Origin of the sequence: Sodalis sp. RH24 (genome assembly GCF_047324145.1) — a bacterium.
Lineage (GTDB): Bacteria > Pseudomonadota > Gammaproteobacteria > Enterobacterales > Enterobacteriaceae > Acerihabitans.
In genome coordinates this window covers 3494418-3510074 of the sequence record NZ_CP178729.1, presented here as the reverse complement: position 1 = coordinate 3510074, position 15657 = coordinate 3494418, and the positions used below count along the sequence as shown (strand labels likewise).

General features: G+C 57.5%; 13 protein-coding genes. 8 read left to right on the top strand and 5 right to left on the bottom strand.

Annotated elements, in window-relative coordinates; all coding sequences use genetic code 11:
* The first annotated feature begins 202 nt into the window (after positions 1-202).
* Positions 203-2026, top strand: a complete 1824-nt coding sequence (gene typA / locus ACL2XG_RS15935; RefSeq protein WP_410012819.1) for a translational GTPase TypA — start codon at positions 203-205, stop codon at positions 2024-2026.
* Positions 2027-2104: 78 nt separating this feature from the next.
* On the opposite strand, the gene deoR is transcribed toward typA, so the two are convergent.
* Both deoR and deoC read right to left on the bottom strand, forming a co-directional pair.
* On the bottom strand, positions 2105-2878 hold the full coding sequence (gene deoR, locus ACL2XG_RS15930) for a DNA-binding transcriptional repressor DeoR (protein WP_410012818.1): 774 nt from the start codon (positions 2876-2878) through the stop codon (positions 2105-2107).
* A gap of 47 nt (positions 2879-2925) precedes the next feature.
* Positions 2926-3603, bottom strand: coding sequence for a deoxyribose-phosphate aldolase (deoC, locus tag ACL2XG_RS15925; protein ID WP_410012817.1), 678 nt, complete (start codon positions 3601-3603; stop codon positions 2926-2928).
* Positions 3604-3796: 193 nt separating this feature from the next.
* Between deoC and rbsK the strand changes: the two genes are divergently transcribed.
* The 7 genes from rbsK (at position 3797) to fabY (ending at position 10122) form a co-directional block, all read left to right on the top strand.
* The gene (gene rbsK, locus ACL2XG_RS15920) at positions 3797-4723 is read left to right on the top strand and encodes a ribokinase (protein ID WP_410012816.1); all 927 of its coding nucleotides are present in this window, start codon (positions 3797-3799) and stop codon (positions 4721-4723) included.
* 4 nt (positions 4724-4727) lie between these two features.
* Positions 4728-6065: an L-fucose:H+ symporter permease gene (gene fucP, locus ACL2XG_RS15915; protein ID WP_410012815.1), complete on the top strand. Its 1338-nt coding sequence runs from the start codon at positions 4728-4730 to the stop codon at positions 6063-6065.
* Positions 6066-6081: 16 nt separating this feature from the next.
* Complete coding sequence (locus ACL2XG_RS15910) at positions 6082-7101, top strand: aldose 1-epimerase family protein (protein ID WP_410012814.1); 1020 nt, start codon at positions 6082-6084, stop codon at positions 7099-7101.
* A 141-nt stretch (positions 7102-7242) separates the two neighbouring features.
* The gene (gene yihX, locus ACL2XG_RS15905; protein ID WP_410012813.1) at positions 7243-7830 is read left to right on the top strand and encodes a glucose-1-phosphatase; all 588 of its coding nucleotides are present in this window, start codon (positions 7243-7245) and stop codon (positions 7828-7830) included.
* A 29-nt stretch (positions 7831-7859) separates the two neighbouring features.
* Positions 7860-8714, top strand: a complete 855-nt coding sequence (locus ACL2XG_RS15900) for a virulence factor BrkB family protein (protein WP_410012812.1) — start codon at positions 7860-7862, stop codon at positions 8712-8714.
* The gene (dtd, locus tag ACL2XG_RS15895; protein ID WP_410012811.1) at positions 8711-9148 is read left to right on the top strand and encodes a D-aminoacyl-tRNA deacylase; all 438 of its coding nucleotides are present in this window, start codon (positions 8711-8713) and stop codon (positions 9146-9148) included. The genes ACL2XG_RS15900 and dtd overlap by 4 nt, the downstream gene beginning before the upstream one ends.
* A 32-nt stretch (positions 9149-9180) precedes the next feature.
* Positions 9181-10122 (top strand): fatty acid biosynthesis protein FabY, encoded by a 942-nt coding sequence (gene fabY / locus ACL2XG_RS15890; RefSeq protein ID WP_410012810.1) that lies wholly within the window; start codon positions 9181-9183, stop codon positions 10120-10122.
* 39 nt (positions 10123-10161) lie between these two features.
* Here fabY and ACL2XG_RS15885 read toward each other — a convergent pair whose 3' ends face one another.
* The 3 genes from ACL2XG_RS15885 to recG form a co-directional block, all read right to left on the bottom strand.
* On the bottom strand, positions 10162-11850 hold the full coding sequence (locus ACL2XG_RS15885; protein WP_410012809.1) for an AsmA family protein: 1689 nt from the start codon (positions 11848-11850) through the stop codon (positions 10162-10164).
* A 137-nt stretch (positions 11851-11987) separates the two neighbouring features.
* The gene (locus ACL2XG_RS15880) at positions 11988-13367 is read right to left on the bottom strand and encodes a nucleobase:cation symporter-2 family protein (protein ID WP_410016667.1); all 1380 of its coding nucleotides are present in this window, start codon (positions 13365-13367) and stop codon (positions 11988-11990) included.
* Between the two features lie 184 nt (positions 13368-13551).
* Positions 13552-15633 carry an ATP-dependent DNA helicase RecG gene (gene recG / locus ACL2XG_RS15875; protein ID WP_410016666.1) on the bottom strand — a complete coding sequence of 694 codons (2082 nt, stop codon included), beginning with the start codon at positions 15631-15633 and terminating at the stop codon, positions 13552-13554.
* Between the last annotated feature and the right edge of the window lie 24 nt (positions 15634-15657).

Sequence of the window (15657 nt, the reverse complement as noted above, 5' to 3'; positions counted from 1 at the left end):
GGGATAGCGCTATATTAGTGCATTTGGGCAGTAAGTGGGCACTATTTTGGTGCAATAAATGGGGCGAGGTGAAATAATGCACTGAGAAAGGGATGACGAAGCGTCAAAAATGACGCAAATGCAGAGATCGTCGCGATCTTGTTTAGTCCCTCGCTTATTACGTGTACAATAACGCGCTATTTCTAATGCCTGAGGCAAAGTTGTGATCGAAAATTTGCGTAACATCGCCATCATCGCGCACGTCGACCATGGTAAAACTACCCTGGTCGATAAGCTGTTGCAACAATCCGGAACATTGGGTGACCGCAACGACGCCACCGAGCGCGTCATGGACTCCAACGATTTGGAGAAAGAGCGCGGGATTACCATCCTCGCTAAAAATACCGCTATTAACTGGCACGACTACCGTATCAACATCGTTGATACCCCCGGACATGCCGATTTCGGCGGCGAGGTTGAGCGCGTGATGTCCATGGTTGACTCGGTATTGCTGCTGGTCGACGCCATGGACGGACCCATGCCGCAAACCCGGTTCGTGACCCAGAAAGCCTTTGCCTATGGTCTCAAACCCATTGTGGTCATCAATAAAGTCGACCGTCCCGGCGCCCGCCCTGATTGGGTAGTGGACCAGGTGTTTGATTTATTTGTCAACCTCGGCGCAACCGATGAGCAACTGGATTTTCCGATCATATATGCCTCCGCGTTAAACGGTGTTGCGGGCTATGAGCACGAGAACATGGCCAGCGACATGACCCCGCTGTTTGAATCCATCGTCAAGAACGTCGAAGCGCCGAACGTCGACAGCGACGGCGCGTTCCAGATGCAGATTTCGCAGCTTGACTACAACAGCTATGTTGGCGTCATCGGTATCGGCCGCATCAAACGCGGCTCGGTTAAACCGAACCAGTCTGTTACCATCATCGACCATGAAGGTAAGCGTCGCAACGGCAAAGTGGGCCAGGTGCTGGGCCATATGGGCCTGCTGCGCATCGAGTCCAAGCTGGCGGAAGCGGGTGATATCATCGCCGTTACCGGCCTTGGCGAGCTGAATATCTCCGATACCATTTGCGATCAGGCCCTGGTCGAAGCGTTGCCGCCGCTGACGGTGGACGAACCTACCGTTTCCATGTCGTTCGGCGTCAACACCTCGCCGTTCTGCGGCAAGGAAGGCAAATACGTCACCTCCCGCCAGATCCTTGAGCGCCTGAACAAAGAGCTGGTGCACAACGTGGCCCTGCGCGTGGAAGAAACCGTCGATCCGGATACCTTCCTGGTCTCGGGCCGCGGCGAGCTGCATTTGTCGGTGCTGATCGAAAACATGCGGCGTGAAGGTTTTGAAATCGCCGTATCGCGCCCGAAAGTTATCTATCGTACCGTCGACGGCAAGAAACAAGAGCCGTTCGAACAGGTTACCCTGGATATCGAAGAACAGAACCAGGGCCCGGTTATGGAAGCCATGGGCATCCGTAAAGGTGAAATGCGCGATATGCTGCCGGATGGCAAAGGACGCATCCGTCTTGATTACATCATCCCCAGCCGCGGCTTGATTGGTTTTCGTACCGACTTTTTAACCATGACGTCCGGCACCGGCCTGCTGTATTCGTCGTTCAGCCATTATGACGATGTCCGTCCGGGTGAAATCGGCCAACGCCAGAACGGCGTGATGATTTCCAACGGCCAGGGCAAAGCGGTAGCCTACGCCTTGTACAGCCTGCAGGATCGCGGCCGTTTGTTCCTGGGCCACGGCGCGGAAGTGTATGAAGGCCAGATTATCGGCATCCACACCCGTTCCAACGACCTGACGGTAAACTGCCTGACAGGTAAAAAACTGACCAACATGCGTGCTTCCGGCACCGATGAGGCCACGACGCTGGTGACCCCGATCAAGATGTCGCTGGAACAGGCCCTGGAGTTTATCGATGATGATGAACTGGTGGAAGTGACTCCGCTGTCCGTGCGTTTACGTAAACGTCATTTGACCGAAAATGACCGTAAACGCGCTAACCGTTCGGGTAAAGAAGCTTAAACCCGTCGGCCCAGGCGGCGATAACGTAACAATGCCGGTCTGCGTAAGCAGCCCGGCATTTTTTTGCCCGTCGTTCAGCTATTCCCGGCGATAAAGCAGCCTGATGTCATGCTGTTGGCAATACTCATGAAATTTCGGCGGCGGCGATTGGTCGGTTATCAGGGTATGAAACAAGGATAAAGCACCGATAAAGGCGGGTTTGATGTTGTCGAATTTACTGTGATCGGCCACCAGGATCGCCTGCTGCGACATGGACAACGCGCGATGCTTCATGGTGAGTTCGTCAAAATTAAAGCAGGTGGCGCCGAAACCGATATCAATACCCGCCGCGGAGATAAACGCTTTATCGGGGCGGATATTATCCAGGATGGAATATTGGGTCAGCGGCGTAAAGATGCAGTTGGCGGGGTGGAACTCGCCGCCGCATAAAATAACTTTGCAATTAGGATGATCCTGTAACGCCAGGAAAGTATTCAGGGAATAGCAGACGGCGGTAAACGCCAGGTCATCGTCAATCGCATCGATGATAAACGGGGTGGTGGTGCCGCAGTCGAAAAAAACCGTGTCGTCCGGCTCGATCAGCGCCGCCGCCAGGCGGCCGGTAAGGGTTTTTTCCTCAACGTGCTTAGCTTTTTGATCCGAAACAAAATAGTGGGTAACGTTATTATTGCGCGGATCGTTAACCACGTAACCGCCCAGCAGTACGACCTGCGCGGGTTCGGCGCTGAGATCGCGGCGGATGGTCATCTCCGAGACGCCCAGCAGGACGGCGGCATCTTTCAAATGAAGCTTATCTTCCCGCTTCAGGGCGAGTATCAGTTTATTAATCCTTTCTTCGCGCCGCGTTTCCATATGACATCCTGCGTTATCAGACCCGATTTCCGCCGGGTTCTCAGAAATTAATAGTCGCTGGCGGACGCCTTGCCCGATACGATCGCGACACCTGAACTGGTGCCGATTCGGGTGGCGCCGGCCAGGATCATGGCGGTGGCGGTCTGGCGATCGCGTACGGCGCCGGAGGCCTTTACGCCCATACCCTCGCCGACGGTTTCGCGCATCAGCCTGACATGTTCTTCTTTTGCGCCGCCGGTGCTGAAGCCGGTGGATGTTTTCACAAACGCCACCTTCAGTTCGCGGCATATCCGGCAAACCGCGACAATTTGTGGTGAACTCAACAAACAGGTTTCCAATATTACCTTCAACGGAATAGCCGCGCAAACCTCGCGGACCGCGCGGATATCGGCGGTTACCGCGTCAATATTGCCGCTTTTGAGCCAACCGACGTTAATCACCATATCTATTTCCTGCGCACCCGCCGCAATCGCCGCCTGCGCCTCGAACGCCTTGGCGGCGGTCAGGCCGGCGCCCAACGGAAAACCGATCACCGAGCAGACTTTTACCGGGCTGTCGCGCAGCAAGCGCGCGGCAAGCGGCACATACCCGGAATTGACGCAGACCGCATAAAATCCGCACTGTTTAGCCTCGCCGCATAACGTGGTGATCTGCGCTTCGGTGGCATCCTGCGCCAGCAGGGTATGGTCGATGTAAGGGGCAAAATCGATTTCAGGGGAAGTCATGTTAATGTCCTTTATGTGTATTATCACGATAATAATGTGAGAATAATAACATTACAGAAGCCTCTTACAATAGGCATGTGGCAATTTAATTTTCATTAAACGATGTGATCATTGTCATGTTACTAACATTTTTGTCTTGTTAGTGTTAATAAAATAACATTGAATAAGGTTAAAAATATGAGGGCTAATAATTATGGATATCGCAGTTATCGGTTCCAACATGGTGGATTTAATCACCTATATCAAAGAGATGCCTAAAACCGGGGAAACGCTGGAAGCCCCCGGTTTTGAAATCGGCTGCGGCGGCAAGGGCGCCAATCAGGCGGTAGCCGCCGCCAAGCTGGGGGCGGAGGTGATGATGATCAGTAAAGTCGGCGAGGATCTCTTTGCGGACAATACCGTTAACAACCTGGTGCGCCATGGGGTCGATACCCGCTATGTGGAAACGGTGGCGGGCGTATCCAGCGGCGTAGCGCCGATTTTTGTCGATCCAGATTCACATAATCGCATCCTGATTATCAAAGGCGCCAACGATCACCTCGGCGCGCAGGACATCGATCGGGCGGCGGAACAGCTCAAGGGCTGCCGGCTGATTATCCTGCAGCTGGAAATTCCGCTCGCCACCGTCTATCACGCCATTGATTTTGCCGCCCGGCATCAGGTTCCCGTAATCCTTAATCCGGCGCCCGCCACCCGGGAACTGGATATCGCGTATGCCTGCCGGTGCGACTTTTTTATGCCTAACGAGACAGAGCTGGAAATTCTGACCGGCATGCCGGTGGACAGCGAGGAGCATATCCTGCTGGCCGGCCGTTCGCTGCTGGCCAAAGGATTGAAGAACCTGATTATTACCATGGGGCATCGCGGCTCGATGTGGCTAAGCGGCAACGAGGTGTACCGGGTCGATCCGGTACCGGTCGACGCCGTGGATACCAGCGGCGCCGGCGATGCGTTTATCGGCTGTTTTGCGCATTATTTTGTCGCGCGCGGCGATATCAAACAGGCCATGCGCTACGCGTCCGCCTATGCCGCCTACAGCGTCCGGGGTAAAGGCACCCAGCGTTCCTATGCCGAGGCTTCCCAGTTCCATGATTTCCTTGCCACCCTTCATCAGGAATAACATCATGCGCCACAATACGGTACAAATGCCTGACGGCTATTTAAACAAAACACCGTTGTTTCAATTTATCCTGCTGTCCTGCCTGTTTCCGCTATGGGGCTGCGCCGCCAGCCTTAACGATATCCTGATCACCCAGTTCAAAACGGTGTTCGCATTGAGCGATTTTGCCAGCGCCCTGGTGCAAAGCGCCTTTTACGGCGGTTATTTCCTGATTGCCATCCCGGCGTCGATGGTTATCCGCAAAAGCAGCTACAAAATGGCCATTATGATCGGCCTGTCGCTGTATATCATCGGCTGCGTACTGTTCTATCCCGCCTCCCATATGGCCACCTATACCATGTTCCTGGCGGCCATTTTTGCCATCGCCATCGGCTTAAGCTTTCTTGAGACCGCGGCCAATACCTACAGCTCGATGATCGGTCATCGCGATTACGCGACCCTGCGGCTGAACATCAGCCAGACGTTTTATCCCATCGGCGCGCTGATGGGTATTGTGCTGGGGAAATACCTGGTGTTTCAGGAAGGCGGCAGTTTAAGCAGCCAAATGGCCGCCATGACGCCGGAGCAGGTGCATCAGTTCCGTCTCAATATGCTGGAACTGACCCTGGAACCCTATAAATACCTGATTATGGTGCTGGTGGTGGTGATGGTGCTGTTTATGCTCACCCGGTATCCCCACTGCAAACCGCAGCCCGATAAGCAAAACCGCCGCGCCGCGCCCGGCATGGGCGAAACGCTGCGTTATCTTGCCGGCAATGCGCGCTTTCGCAAGGGCATCGCGGCGCAGTTTCTCTATGTGGGCATGCAGGTGGCCGTATGGTCGTTTACCATCCGTTTGGCGCTGAACCTGGGGGCGGTAAATGAGCGTGACGCGTCCAACTTTATGATTTACAGCTTTATTTGTTTTTTTATCGGTAAATTTGTCGCCAATTTCCTGATGACGCGCTTTACCCCGCAAAAAGTCCTTATCGCCTATTCTATCCTGGGCGTGGCGACGTTGGCCTATGTGGTGCTGGTGCCGAACTTCACCGCCGTCTATGCCGCGGTATTTGTCAGCGTACTGTTCGGACCCTGCTGGGCCACCATTTATGCCGGCACGCTCGATACGGTGGATAATAAATATACCGAAGTGGCCGGCGCGGTGATCGTTATGGCCATCGTCGGCGCCGCCGTGGTGCCGGCAATCCAGGGGTATGTCTCCGATCATCTCGGGTCGATGAAACAGGCGTTCGGCGTGTCATTATTGTGCTTTGCCTATGTCGGTTACTATTTCTGGGGCGAACTGCGCAATAAACAACCGCGAATCGCGACCGCGGAATCGATGATGGATAACCAACTTTAAGCAAGGAGTCGATATTATGGCCGCTGTTATTCATCTTACGCGCCAGCAATTCACCGGACAGCCGTTTCGTCTGGTGGAGAATGGTGAACTTAGCGTCACGTTATTTACCTATCCTTCGGGTATCGAAGCCGTGACCCTGCGCAATAGCCGGGGGTTTATCACCCTGCTGCCCTTTTACGGGCAAATGGTATGGGACGCGCAGTTCGACGGCCATAGCCTGCGCATGGAGAACCCCTTTAGCGAACCCAAATGGGGCGAGTCGGTGGTGGATACCTATGGCTGCTTTGCGTTCCACTCCGGCCTGCTGAGCAACGGCTGCCCGGCGCCGGAAGATACCCATCCCCTGCATGGCGAAATGCCCTGCGCACGTATGGATAGCGCTTTCCTGCTGGTGGATGGCGACAGCGTAACCCTGGGCGGCGGCTATGAATATGTTAAAGGCTTTGGTGATCATTACCTGGCGTCGCCCTCGGTCAGGCTGGGCGCCGGCGCGACACTGATGACCATCGCCATGCGGGTCACCAATCTGGCCAGCGTGCCGATGCCGCTCCAGTATATGTGCCATATGAACTACGCCTATGTTCCCCTGGCGACCTTCAGCCAGAATATTCCTGCCGCGGCGTTTGCGCTGCGTACCTCGATTCCAGGCCATGTGCACCCCACGCCGCAATGGCTGGAATATACCGCCGGGCTGGCCCGCGATCCGTCGGCGCTTAAGGCGCTGGACCAACCGCAGTTCTACGATCCGGAAATTGTCTTTTTTGCCGACAACCTGGCAACCTATACCGATCGGGTGGAATGTGTTATGCAGGCGCCGGGGACGGGGCCGCGCTTTGTCACCCGTTTCGATACGGCGCAGTTTAACCATGCCACGCGCTGGATACTCCATAACGGCGATCAAAAAGTGGCGGCGTTTATCCTGCCGGCCACCTGCCGTCCCGAAGGCCATATCGCCGCCAGCCGGGCCGGCACACTGATTGCGCTGGAGCCGGGCGCGACGCGGGAATTCAGCGTGGAGACCGGACTGGCCGGTTAGCCTTCAGGACGCGGCACAACCGAATCAGCATGGCTGAGGTCAACGGCCGGCCGGCGAAAGCATCCGAATGCGTGTTCATGGCTGTTCAGTTGGCCCTTTTCCCGCTACAGTGGGAACATGAGTAAAGATCGGGAGGGAGCCATGCTTTATATCTTTGATTTAGGTAATGTCGTGATAGATATCGATTTTAACCGCGTTTTGGGTGTATGGAGTAATCTCAGCGGTGTGCCCCTGGCCCGTCTGAAGAAACAGTTCGTCATGGGCGATGCTTTCGAGCAGCACGAAAGGGGCGATATTACCGATGAGGCGTTTGCCGCCCTGATCTGCAATGAATTGGGCATCGCCCTGAGTTTTGAGCAGTTTACCGCCGGCTGGCAGGCGGTGTTCGTCGGCGTGCGTCCCGAGGTTATCGACATCATCCATCGCCTGCGCGAACAGGGCCACCGGGTAGTGATATTGTCCAATACCAACCGTTTGCACTGCGACTATTGGCCGAGCCAGTATCCCGAGATCCAGCAGTGCGTGGATAAGCTCTATTTATCGCAGGACCTGGGCATGCGCAAACCCGACCCGGCGATTTATCGCGCCGTGCTCGAGCAGGAAGGGGTAAGCGCCCAGGACGCGGTTTTCTTCGATGATAACGCCGAGAATATCAAGGGCGCGCAAAGCATTGGCTTACAGTCGGTTCATGTAACGGATCCGGGCGTAATACCCGCTTATTTTGCGTAAGTGGCGTATTCATCGGGGAGGCTGTGGCGATGAGAGCTGCTTATCGGAAAAAATTTATCCGTTTTTTCTCGTTCTGTTCCCTGTTATATAAACGTATCGACCATGACGGGATGACGGTGCTGGCCGGCCATCTGGCCTATGTATCCCTGCTTTCGCTGGTGCCGCTGGTTACCGTCGTATTTGCGCTTATCGCCGCTTTTCCGGTCTTTTCCGGCGCCAGCGTCCAGCTGAAGTCGTTTATCTTCCATAACTTCATGCCGGCCACCGGCGACGTTATCCAGCGCTATCTCGAGCAGTTTATCCTTAATACCAGCCAGATGACGGCGGTGGGAACCTGCGGGCTTATCGTGACCGCGCTGTTGCTGATTTATTCGGTCGATACGGTGCTGAACACCATCTGGCGCAGCAAAAACAAGCGGCCGATCATTTTCTCTTTCGCGGTTTACTGGATGGTGTTGACGCTGGGGCCGATACTGACCGGCGCCAGTATGGTGATAAGCTCATATTTAATCTCCCTGACCTGGCTTAACAATACCGGCACCACGACATTCGTCACCCTGGTGCTGCGGATATTCCCGTTGGTGCTTTCCTGCGCCTCATTCTGGTTATTGTATTGCGTCGTGCCCACGGTGCGCGTTCCCGGCCGGGATGCCCTGATCGGCGCGGTGGTGGCGGGCGCGCTGTTCGAACTGGGTAAAAAGGCCTTCGGCTTATATGTCACCATGTTCCCATCGTATCAGCTGATTTACGGCGTGCTGGCGGTGATACCCATCTTATTTCTTTGGGTCTATTGGAGCTGGTGTATTGTATTACTGGGGGCGGAGATCACCGCCTCGCTGACGGAGCACCGGCGGTTGCGGCAAGAGGAGCGGTTATCGCGATGATTGCCTTGATACAACGGGTGTTGCGCGCGGATGTCGCCATCGGGGGCTTAAGCGTGGGCGCCATCGGCCCCGGTTTGCTGATCCTGCTCGGCGTCGAACGGGATGACGACAGGCAAAAGGCGGCAACGTTATGCGAGCGCGTTTTGGCCTACCGCATCTTCGGCGACGGGCAGGGTAAAATGAATCTTAATGTCCGCCAGGCCGGCGGCGACGTGCTGGTAGTTTCCCAGTTCACGCTGGCGGCGCAAACCGATAAGGGGCTGCGCCCCGGCTTTTCGCACGCCGCGCCGCCCGCCCTGGCCGAAGAACTGTATGAGTATTTTAACGACTGCTGCCGTAAGAAGGATATCAGGACCGAGACCGGCCGCTTCGGCGCTGATATGCAGGTCTCGCTGGTGAATGACGGCCCGGTGACCTTCTGGCTTCAGGTATAAGACGTTAAAGCCCTTTATAGAGAGAACATGGCATGTATCACCTGCGCGTTCCACACACCGAACAAGAACTCAGCGACTACTATCAGTTCCGCTGGGAAATGCTACGCAAGCCGTTGCATCAGCCGCAAGGCTCCGAAAGGGACGCCTATGACGCGACGGCGCATCACCAGATGGTGGTCGACGAAAACGGCAAGCCGGTGGCCATCGGCCGGCTGTACATCAATGCCGACAATGAAGCCTCCATCCGGTTCCTGGCGGTCGACCCTCAGGTACAGGATAAAGGCCTGGGCACGCTGGTGGCCATGACGCTGGAGTCCGTGGCGCGCCAGGAAGGGGTCAAACGGGTGGTCTGCAGCGCGCGCGAGGACGCGGTGGACTTCTTCGCCAAGCTGGGGTTTATCAACCAGGGCGAAATCACGGTGCCGTCCACCACGCCGATACGCCATTTTTTAATGATCAAGCCCATCGTGACCCTGGATGATATTTTGCACCGGCCGGACTGGTGCGGCCAATTGCAGCAGGCCTGGTACCAGCATATTCCGCTCAGCGAAAAGATGGGCGTGCGCATCAGCCAGTACACCGGCCAGAAGTTTATGACCACCATGCCTGAAACCGGTAACCAGAATCCCCACCATACCCTGTTTGCCGGCAGCCTGTTTTCGCTGGCGACCCTGACCGGCTGGGGGCTGATATGGCTATTGCTGCGTGAGCGCCAATTGGGCGGCACCATTATCCTGGCCGATGCCCATATCCGCTATCTCACCCCGGTGACCGGCCGGCCCTGCGCCGTGGCGGATCTGGGTTCGCTGAGCGGCGATCTCGATCGCCTGGCGCGCGGACGCAAGGCGCGGGTACAGCTTGAGGTCGAGTTGTTCGGCAATGAAGATAAAGGCGCCATATTCAAAGGCGTTTACCTGGTATTGCCGCCAGCGCCGGACAAGCCGCTGGAGCGCGGCGGCTCCCAGGCCGGCTAATATGGGCAAAAAGTGGGCATGAGGGACAAGTCATGCCGTTTACGGCGCTGCCGGCGCCAGTTCTCCGTTGACCATGGTTTGATCCACCGTTTGGCCCTGTACGTTCAGCGCATGCAGCCTGCCGTTCAGGGTGGGTTTAAACGGCGCGTTGGCGGGCATTTTCCCGGCCAGCGTGAGCTGCGTATTGCCGTTGCCCGGCAAGGGCGCCACGGGCCAGCCCCAGCGCTGCAGTATGTTTAACGGCACCGCCCGTCCGTTAAGATTCAGGGTAAATCCCCGTTCGCCCTGCTGGTTGATCACCGCCGTGGCCTCAAACAGCCCCTCGCCGGCAAAGGCGCTCAGTTCGGTGACGGCGATCCTGCCCTGGTCGGCGGTTAACGCCAGCGACGGGCGCCGGACATCGATTTTATTAAAGGTGGCGTCGCTGCCGTTAAGGGTCAGGCTGCCGGACCAGATGCCCCATTGATGATCCCGCGCCAATACCAGGTTTTTGCCATAGCCGTCCAGCGCGGTGATTTGAAATGGAAACGCGGGATTAATATCTATCAGCAGATTGCGGTTGGCGGTAAATTTGTTCACCTGCACGTCGGCCAGCCACGAGGGCAGGGGTTGCAGCCAACTGTCCAGCCATTGCCCGGGCAAGGTATATTCCAGCCCAGCCACCATGAATTCGTCCAATTCCAGACGCTGGCCGTCCCGCAGCCAGCGACCCGAGGTGCGCATCAGTCCCCCCTGCCAGCGCCCGCTGAACTGGCGTATTTCGATGCCCTGCGGCGACAGGGTCATATTGGCTATGGGATCGTTTAAATGCACGGCGCCGTTAATCAGGTCGCTGGCGTTAAACGACAGGCTACCGTCATCCGACGACCAGTCGCCATCCTGAAAGGTAATATTGCGCAGGGTTAAATCCAGATCGCTAAAGGCCCAGTTCTTGCCTTCCATACGCGCATCAATCAAATCGAAGCGATGGATGGTGATTTTAGGCACCTCCGATAGCTGGCGCAGAAACTCATCCAGGCTTTGCGTGGTCTGCATGCGTACATTGCTCAGGCGCAGGTTATCCACCTGCCAGGCGCCGTCTTCGTCCCGCCGCGCATTGCCGGTTAATTCCCCCTGGGATAAATCGGCGCCCAGATTATCCAGCCGCAGCTGGTTATTATTGATTTCGCCCTGCACCAGGACGTTTTCCGCCGGGATGCCGTTAAGGGTGAGGGAACGGGCGCTGATCTGGAAACGGGCGTTACGCCCCAAGGGAAAGCCGGTCTGCGGTTGCCAGGGAGTGATGCCGGCATTGACGTTTTGACCGTTCAGCTCCCAGCCGCCGTAAGGGGACTGGATGGCCATGCCATTGAGCTGCAGCACATCCGCCTGCAGCGGGAATGCCAGCGAGGCGGGGTCCAGGTTTAGGGTGCCGTCCTGCAGCTGGATGCGGTAGAAGTGATAGGGATCGGTGAATTGGCGGATGCTGAATCCGGCCACCAGCCGTTTGGCCACAAGCGTAGCCCGGCGTTCTTTTTGCCCGAAAGAGATGTTGTCGAAATAAATGTCGCCCGGATCGGACCAGTTGTGGGTGATCTTATTAAACGATAATTGGTAGCCGGTATGCTGGGTGACTAACCGGCTAACCCAGCCGGCGCCCCAGGTGGTTTGCAGCAACACGTAGATCAGGATAATTATCAATAGCACTATCAAAAGTATTGATAATAAGAGTTTCCCAATAAATTTCATTGCTCAAATCCATCGCTGTCATAAAGGTTACCCAGTTTATGCCGTAATTAACGGGGCTTCTCAATAGCCAATGTGCTTCAGACAAAAAAAAGCCGCCGTATTGATACGGCGACCGCAAAAAAATGATAGCTAACTAATTAATTATGTTCCGGCGGGAACAATAAATTCAAGATGATGGCGGTAATGCCGCCGGCGGCAATGCCGGAGGACATCAGGGTCTTCAGCCACTGCGGCGCGAACTGCAAAATCAGCGGCTGCTGCGACACGCCCAGCCCTACCGCCAACGATAGGGCGATAATCATAATGGCGCGGCGATTAAGCCGTTCACGGGATACGATACGTACGCCGGACGCGGCGATGGTGCCGAACATGACGATAGTCGCGCCGCCCAGCACCGGCTCGGGAATATGCTGTACAAAGCCGCTGACCACCGGAAACAGCCCCAGCGCAATCAGCATCAGCGACACCACAAAGCCGACATAGCGGCTGGCGACGCCGGTCAGTTGGATGACGCCGTTATTTTGACCGAAACAGGAGTTTGGGAAAGTGTTGAACACGGCCGACAGCATTGAATTCAGGCCGTTGGCCAGCACGCCGCCTTTCAGGCGCCGCATATAGATGGGGCCGCGTACCGGCTGTTCCGAGACGTCGGAGGTGGCGGTAATATCGCCGATGGTCTCCAGCGAAGTGACCATAAATACCAGCATCAGCGGGATAAGCAGATCCCAGTCAAAACCCAGGCCGTAATACAGCGGGGTCGGCACCATGATTATGGATTGCGCCGGCGCGGGAGCGGTCTGCGGCAACATGCCCATCATCCAGGCCGCCAGATAGCCCACCGCCATGGCGATCACCAGCGAGGCGACCCGCAGATAGGGATTGCGCTGACGATTGAGCAGGATGATGACCAGCAGCACCACGCCCGCCAGCATCAGGTTTTTCGGCGCGCCGAAGGTATGATCGCCCATGGCGGCGAAACCGCCGCCGATGGAAGTCAGGCCGACCTGGATCAGGGAAATGCCGATAATCATCACCACGATACCCGATACCAGCGGCGTAATGATGCGCCGGGCCAGGTGCAGCACGCGGGATAATAAAATTTCCGTGCAGGACGCCACCATCAGCGTGCCGAACAGGGCCGCCATCATCGTGGGCACATCGGCGCCGCCGTTTTTCAGCGCCAGGCCGCCCATGATAAGCGGCGTGACAAAGTTAAAGCTGGTGCCCTGGATGGACAGCAGGCCCGATCCCACCGGTCCCCAGGTCTTGATTTGCAGCAGCGAGGCCAGGCCGGAGGCAAACAGCGACATGCTGATAATATGCTGCGTGTCCTGCGCCGGGAGCCCCAGCGCCTGGCAGATTAACAGGCCGGGCGTAATCACGGCGACAAACATGGCCAGCAGATGCTGGCAGGCGGCAAACAGGGTTTCCGCCAGCGGCGGACGATCGTCGAGGTGATAAATCAGCTCGCTTTTGGCAACGGGAATCGGCGCGTCATCAACGTCAGTGGCTGGCATGGTCATGGGGGGAAACATTCCTGGGCGGCAAAGGAGGCATTTTAATCATCCTGTTTTTAAAAGCAAACGATTGCTCGCGACCTGCGCCCGCGCCGGTTGATATAGGTCAATGCCGGCGCAGATTTCAGGCCGGCGCCCCGGGTGCCGATGCCGGCAGGAGGGAACAAGAGGGAATACTTATGGCTCAGGCGTTGGTATAGCGCACGCGCTCCGGCATCCAGCGCTCAATCAGCGCCTGGGCGGCGGCGGGATAGTGTTGGTGGATATGGCGCGCCAGCCGCTGGACTTCCGGGATCATGGCCTGGTCGCGCAGCAGATCGGCCACTTTGAATTCCGCGTTGCCGGTCTGGCGCGTGCCCAGCAATTCCCCGGGGCCGCGGATCTCCAGATCTTGTTGCGCGATGATAAAACCGTCGTTGGTATCCCGCAGCACCTGTAGACGCCGCTGCGCGGTTTTGCTCAGGGGCGATTTATAGAGCAGCACACAGTGCGAGGCCACCGCGCCGCGTCCCACGCGGCCGCGCAGCTGATGCAGCTGCGCCAGTCCCAGGCGTTCCGGGTTCTCGATAATCATCAGGCTGGCGTTGGGCACATCGACGCCAACCTCAATAACGGTGGTCGCCACCAGCAAGTGAACCTCACCGGCCTTGAATGCCTGCATAATCTGCTGTTTTTCCTGTGATTTCATGCGCCCATGCACCATCCCGACGGTCAGTTCCGGCAGGGCGGCGGCGAGCCCCTCCCAGGTGGCCTGCGCCGCCTGGGCTTCCAGCAGATCGGATTCCTCGATGATGGTGCAGACCCAATAGGCCTGGCGCTGCTCCTGTAAGCAGGCTTGGCGCACCCGCTGGATGACATCTTCGCGCCGGGTGTCGGGAATGGCCACCGTGGTCACGGGCGTGCGGCCGGGGGGCAGCTCATCAATAACCGAGGTATCCAGATCGGCATAGGCGGTCATGGCGAGCGTGCGCGGGATGGGAGTGGCGGTCATGATGAGCTGGTGGGGATGGAACCCCTGCGCCAGGCCCTTCTCCCATAATGCCAGGCGCTGATGCACGCCAAAGCGGTGCTGCTCGTCGATAATCACCAGCGCCAGCCCCGAGAATTGCACCTGTTCCTGGAAAATGGCATGGGTACCCACCACCATCGCCACCCTGCCGGCGGCGATGGCATCTTGCTGGGCAATACGCGCCTTGCCTTTTTGTTTGCCGGCCAGCCAGCCCACCTCAATGCCCAATGGCTCAAACCAGTTGCGAAACGTTTGCGCATGCTGCTCGGCCAGCAGTTCGGTGGGCGCCATCAAGGCCACCTGCTTGCCCTGGGCAATGGCTCGCAGCGCCGCCAGGGCCGCCACCAGGGTTTTACCCGAGCCGACGTCGCCCTGCACCAGACGCATCATCGGCACGGGTAGAGCCAGGTCGCTCTCGATTTCCGTCGCCACCCGTTGCTGGGCGCCGGTGGGCGCGAAGGGCAGCCGGCCGAGGAATTGCTGCTTGAGATGATGATCGGCGGTCAGCGCCAGCGCCAGCTCCTTGCGTACCCCAGCCCGCACCGCCAGCATACTGAGATTATGGGCCAGCAGCTCCTCCAGGATCAGCCGCCGTTGCGCCGGGTGTTTGCCCAGTTCCAGATCGGCGAGCGAAATGTCCGGCGCCGGACGGTGCAGAGTGCGCAGGGCGTCGGGCAGGCTTATCAGGCCCCGGCTCAGCTCCGGCGGCAGCAGCTCGGCAATCGGGCAGGTATCAAGCAGGGTCAGCGCCTGGTCTGTCAGGCTGCGCAACGTCGCCTGGCGCACGCCTTCGGTGGTGGGATAGACGGGAGTTAACGACGGCGCGAGGGTGACGTCGTCATGATCGCCGAGCACATGATATTCAGGATGGATAATTTCGGCGCCCTGCTGGCCGCGGCGGATTTCGCCATAGGCGGTAACGCGCCGGCCGGGAGCCAGGCTATTTTTCATCGCGGCGTTAAAGTTGAAAAACCGCAGGGTCATCATGCCGCTGTCGTCGCGCATGCGGCAGGTCAACATGCGCCGCCGGCCAAAACTGATATCGCAGGCCAGCACCTCGCCCTGCACGGTGACAAACATGCCGGGCAGCGCATCGCCAATGGGGTAGAGACGGGTGCGATCCTCGTAGCGCGAGGGCAGATGCAGCAGCAGGTCCTGCAGGTTTTCCAGGCCAAGCCGCGCAAGCCTTGCCGACTGGGCGGGGCCGACCCCTGAAAGCGAACTCAGCGGTATGGCATTCAGCAGACGGCCTTCCATCATTCAGCACTCCGTGGCAGGTAA

Excerpts from the sequence above, each read along its gene's own strand:
- yihX (WP_410012813.1), top strand. The coding sequence starts at position 7,243 with ATGCTTTATATCTTTGATTTAGGTAATGTCGTGATAGATATCGATTTT.
- ACL2XG_RS15880 (WP_410016667.1), bottom strand. The coding sequence starts at position 13,367 with ATGCCAGCCACTGACGTTGATGACGCGCCGATTCCCGTTGCCAAAAGC.
- ACL2XG_RS15910 (WP_410012814.1), top strand. The coding sequence starts at position 6,082 with ATGGCCGCTGTTATTCATCTTACGCGCCAGCAATTCACCGGACAGCCG.
- ACL2XG_RS15885 (WP_410012809.1), bottom strand. The coding sequence starts at position 11,850 with ATGAAATTTATTGGGAAACTCTTATTATCAATACTTTTGATAGTGCTA.
- deoC (WP_410012817.1), bottom strand. The coding sequence starts at position 3,603 with ATGACTTCCCCTGAAATCGATTTTGCCCCTTACATCGACCATACCCTG.
- rbsK (WP_410012816.1), top strand. The coding sequence starts at position 3,797 with ATGGATATCGCAGTTATCGGTTCCAACATGGTGGATTTAATCACCTAT.
- recG (WP_410016666.1), bottom strand. The coding sequence starts at position 15,633 with ATGGAAGGCCGTCTGCTGAATGCCATACCGCTGAGTTCGCTTTCAGGG.
- deoR (WP_410012818.1), bottom strand. The coding sequence starts at position 2,878 with ATGGAAACGCGGCGCGAAGAAAGGATTAATAAACTGATACTCGCCCTG.
- fucP (WP_410012815.1), top strand. The coding sequence starts at position 4,728 with ATGCGCCACAATACGGTACAAATGCCTGACGGCTATTTAAACAAAACA.
- fabY (WP_410012810.1), top strand. The coding sequence starts at position 9,181 with ATGTATCACCTGCGCGTTCCACACACCGAACAAGAACTCAGCGACTAC.
- ACL2XG_RS15900 (WP_410012812.1), top strand. The coding sequence starts at position 7,860 with ATGAGAGCTGCTTATCGGAAAAAATTTATCCGTTTTTTCTCGTTCTGT.
- dtd (WP_410012811.1), top strand. The coding sequence starts at position 8,711 with ATGATTGCCTTGATACAACGGGTGTTGCGCGCGGATGTCGCCATCGGG.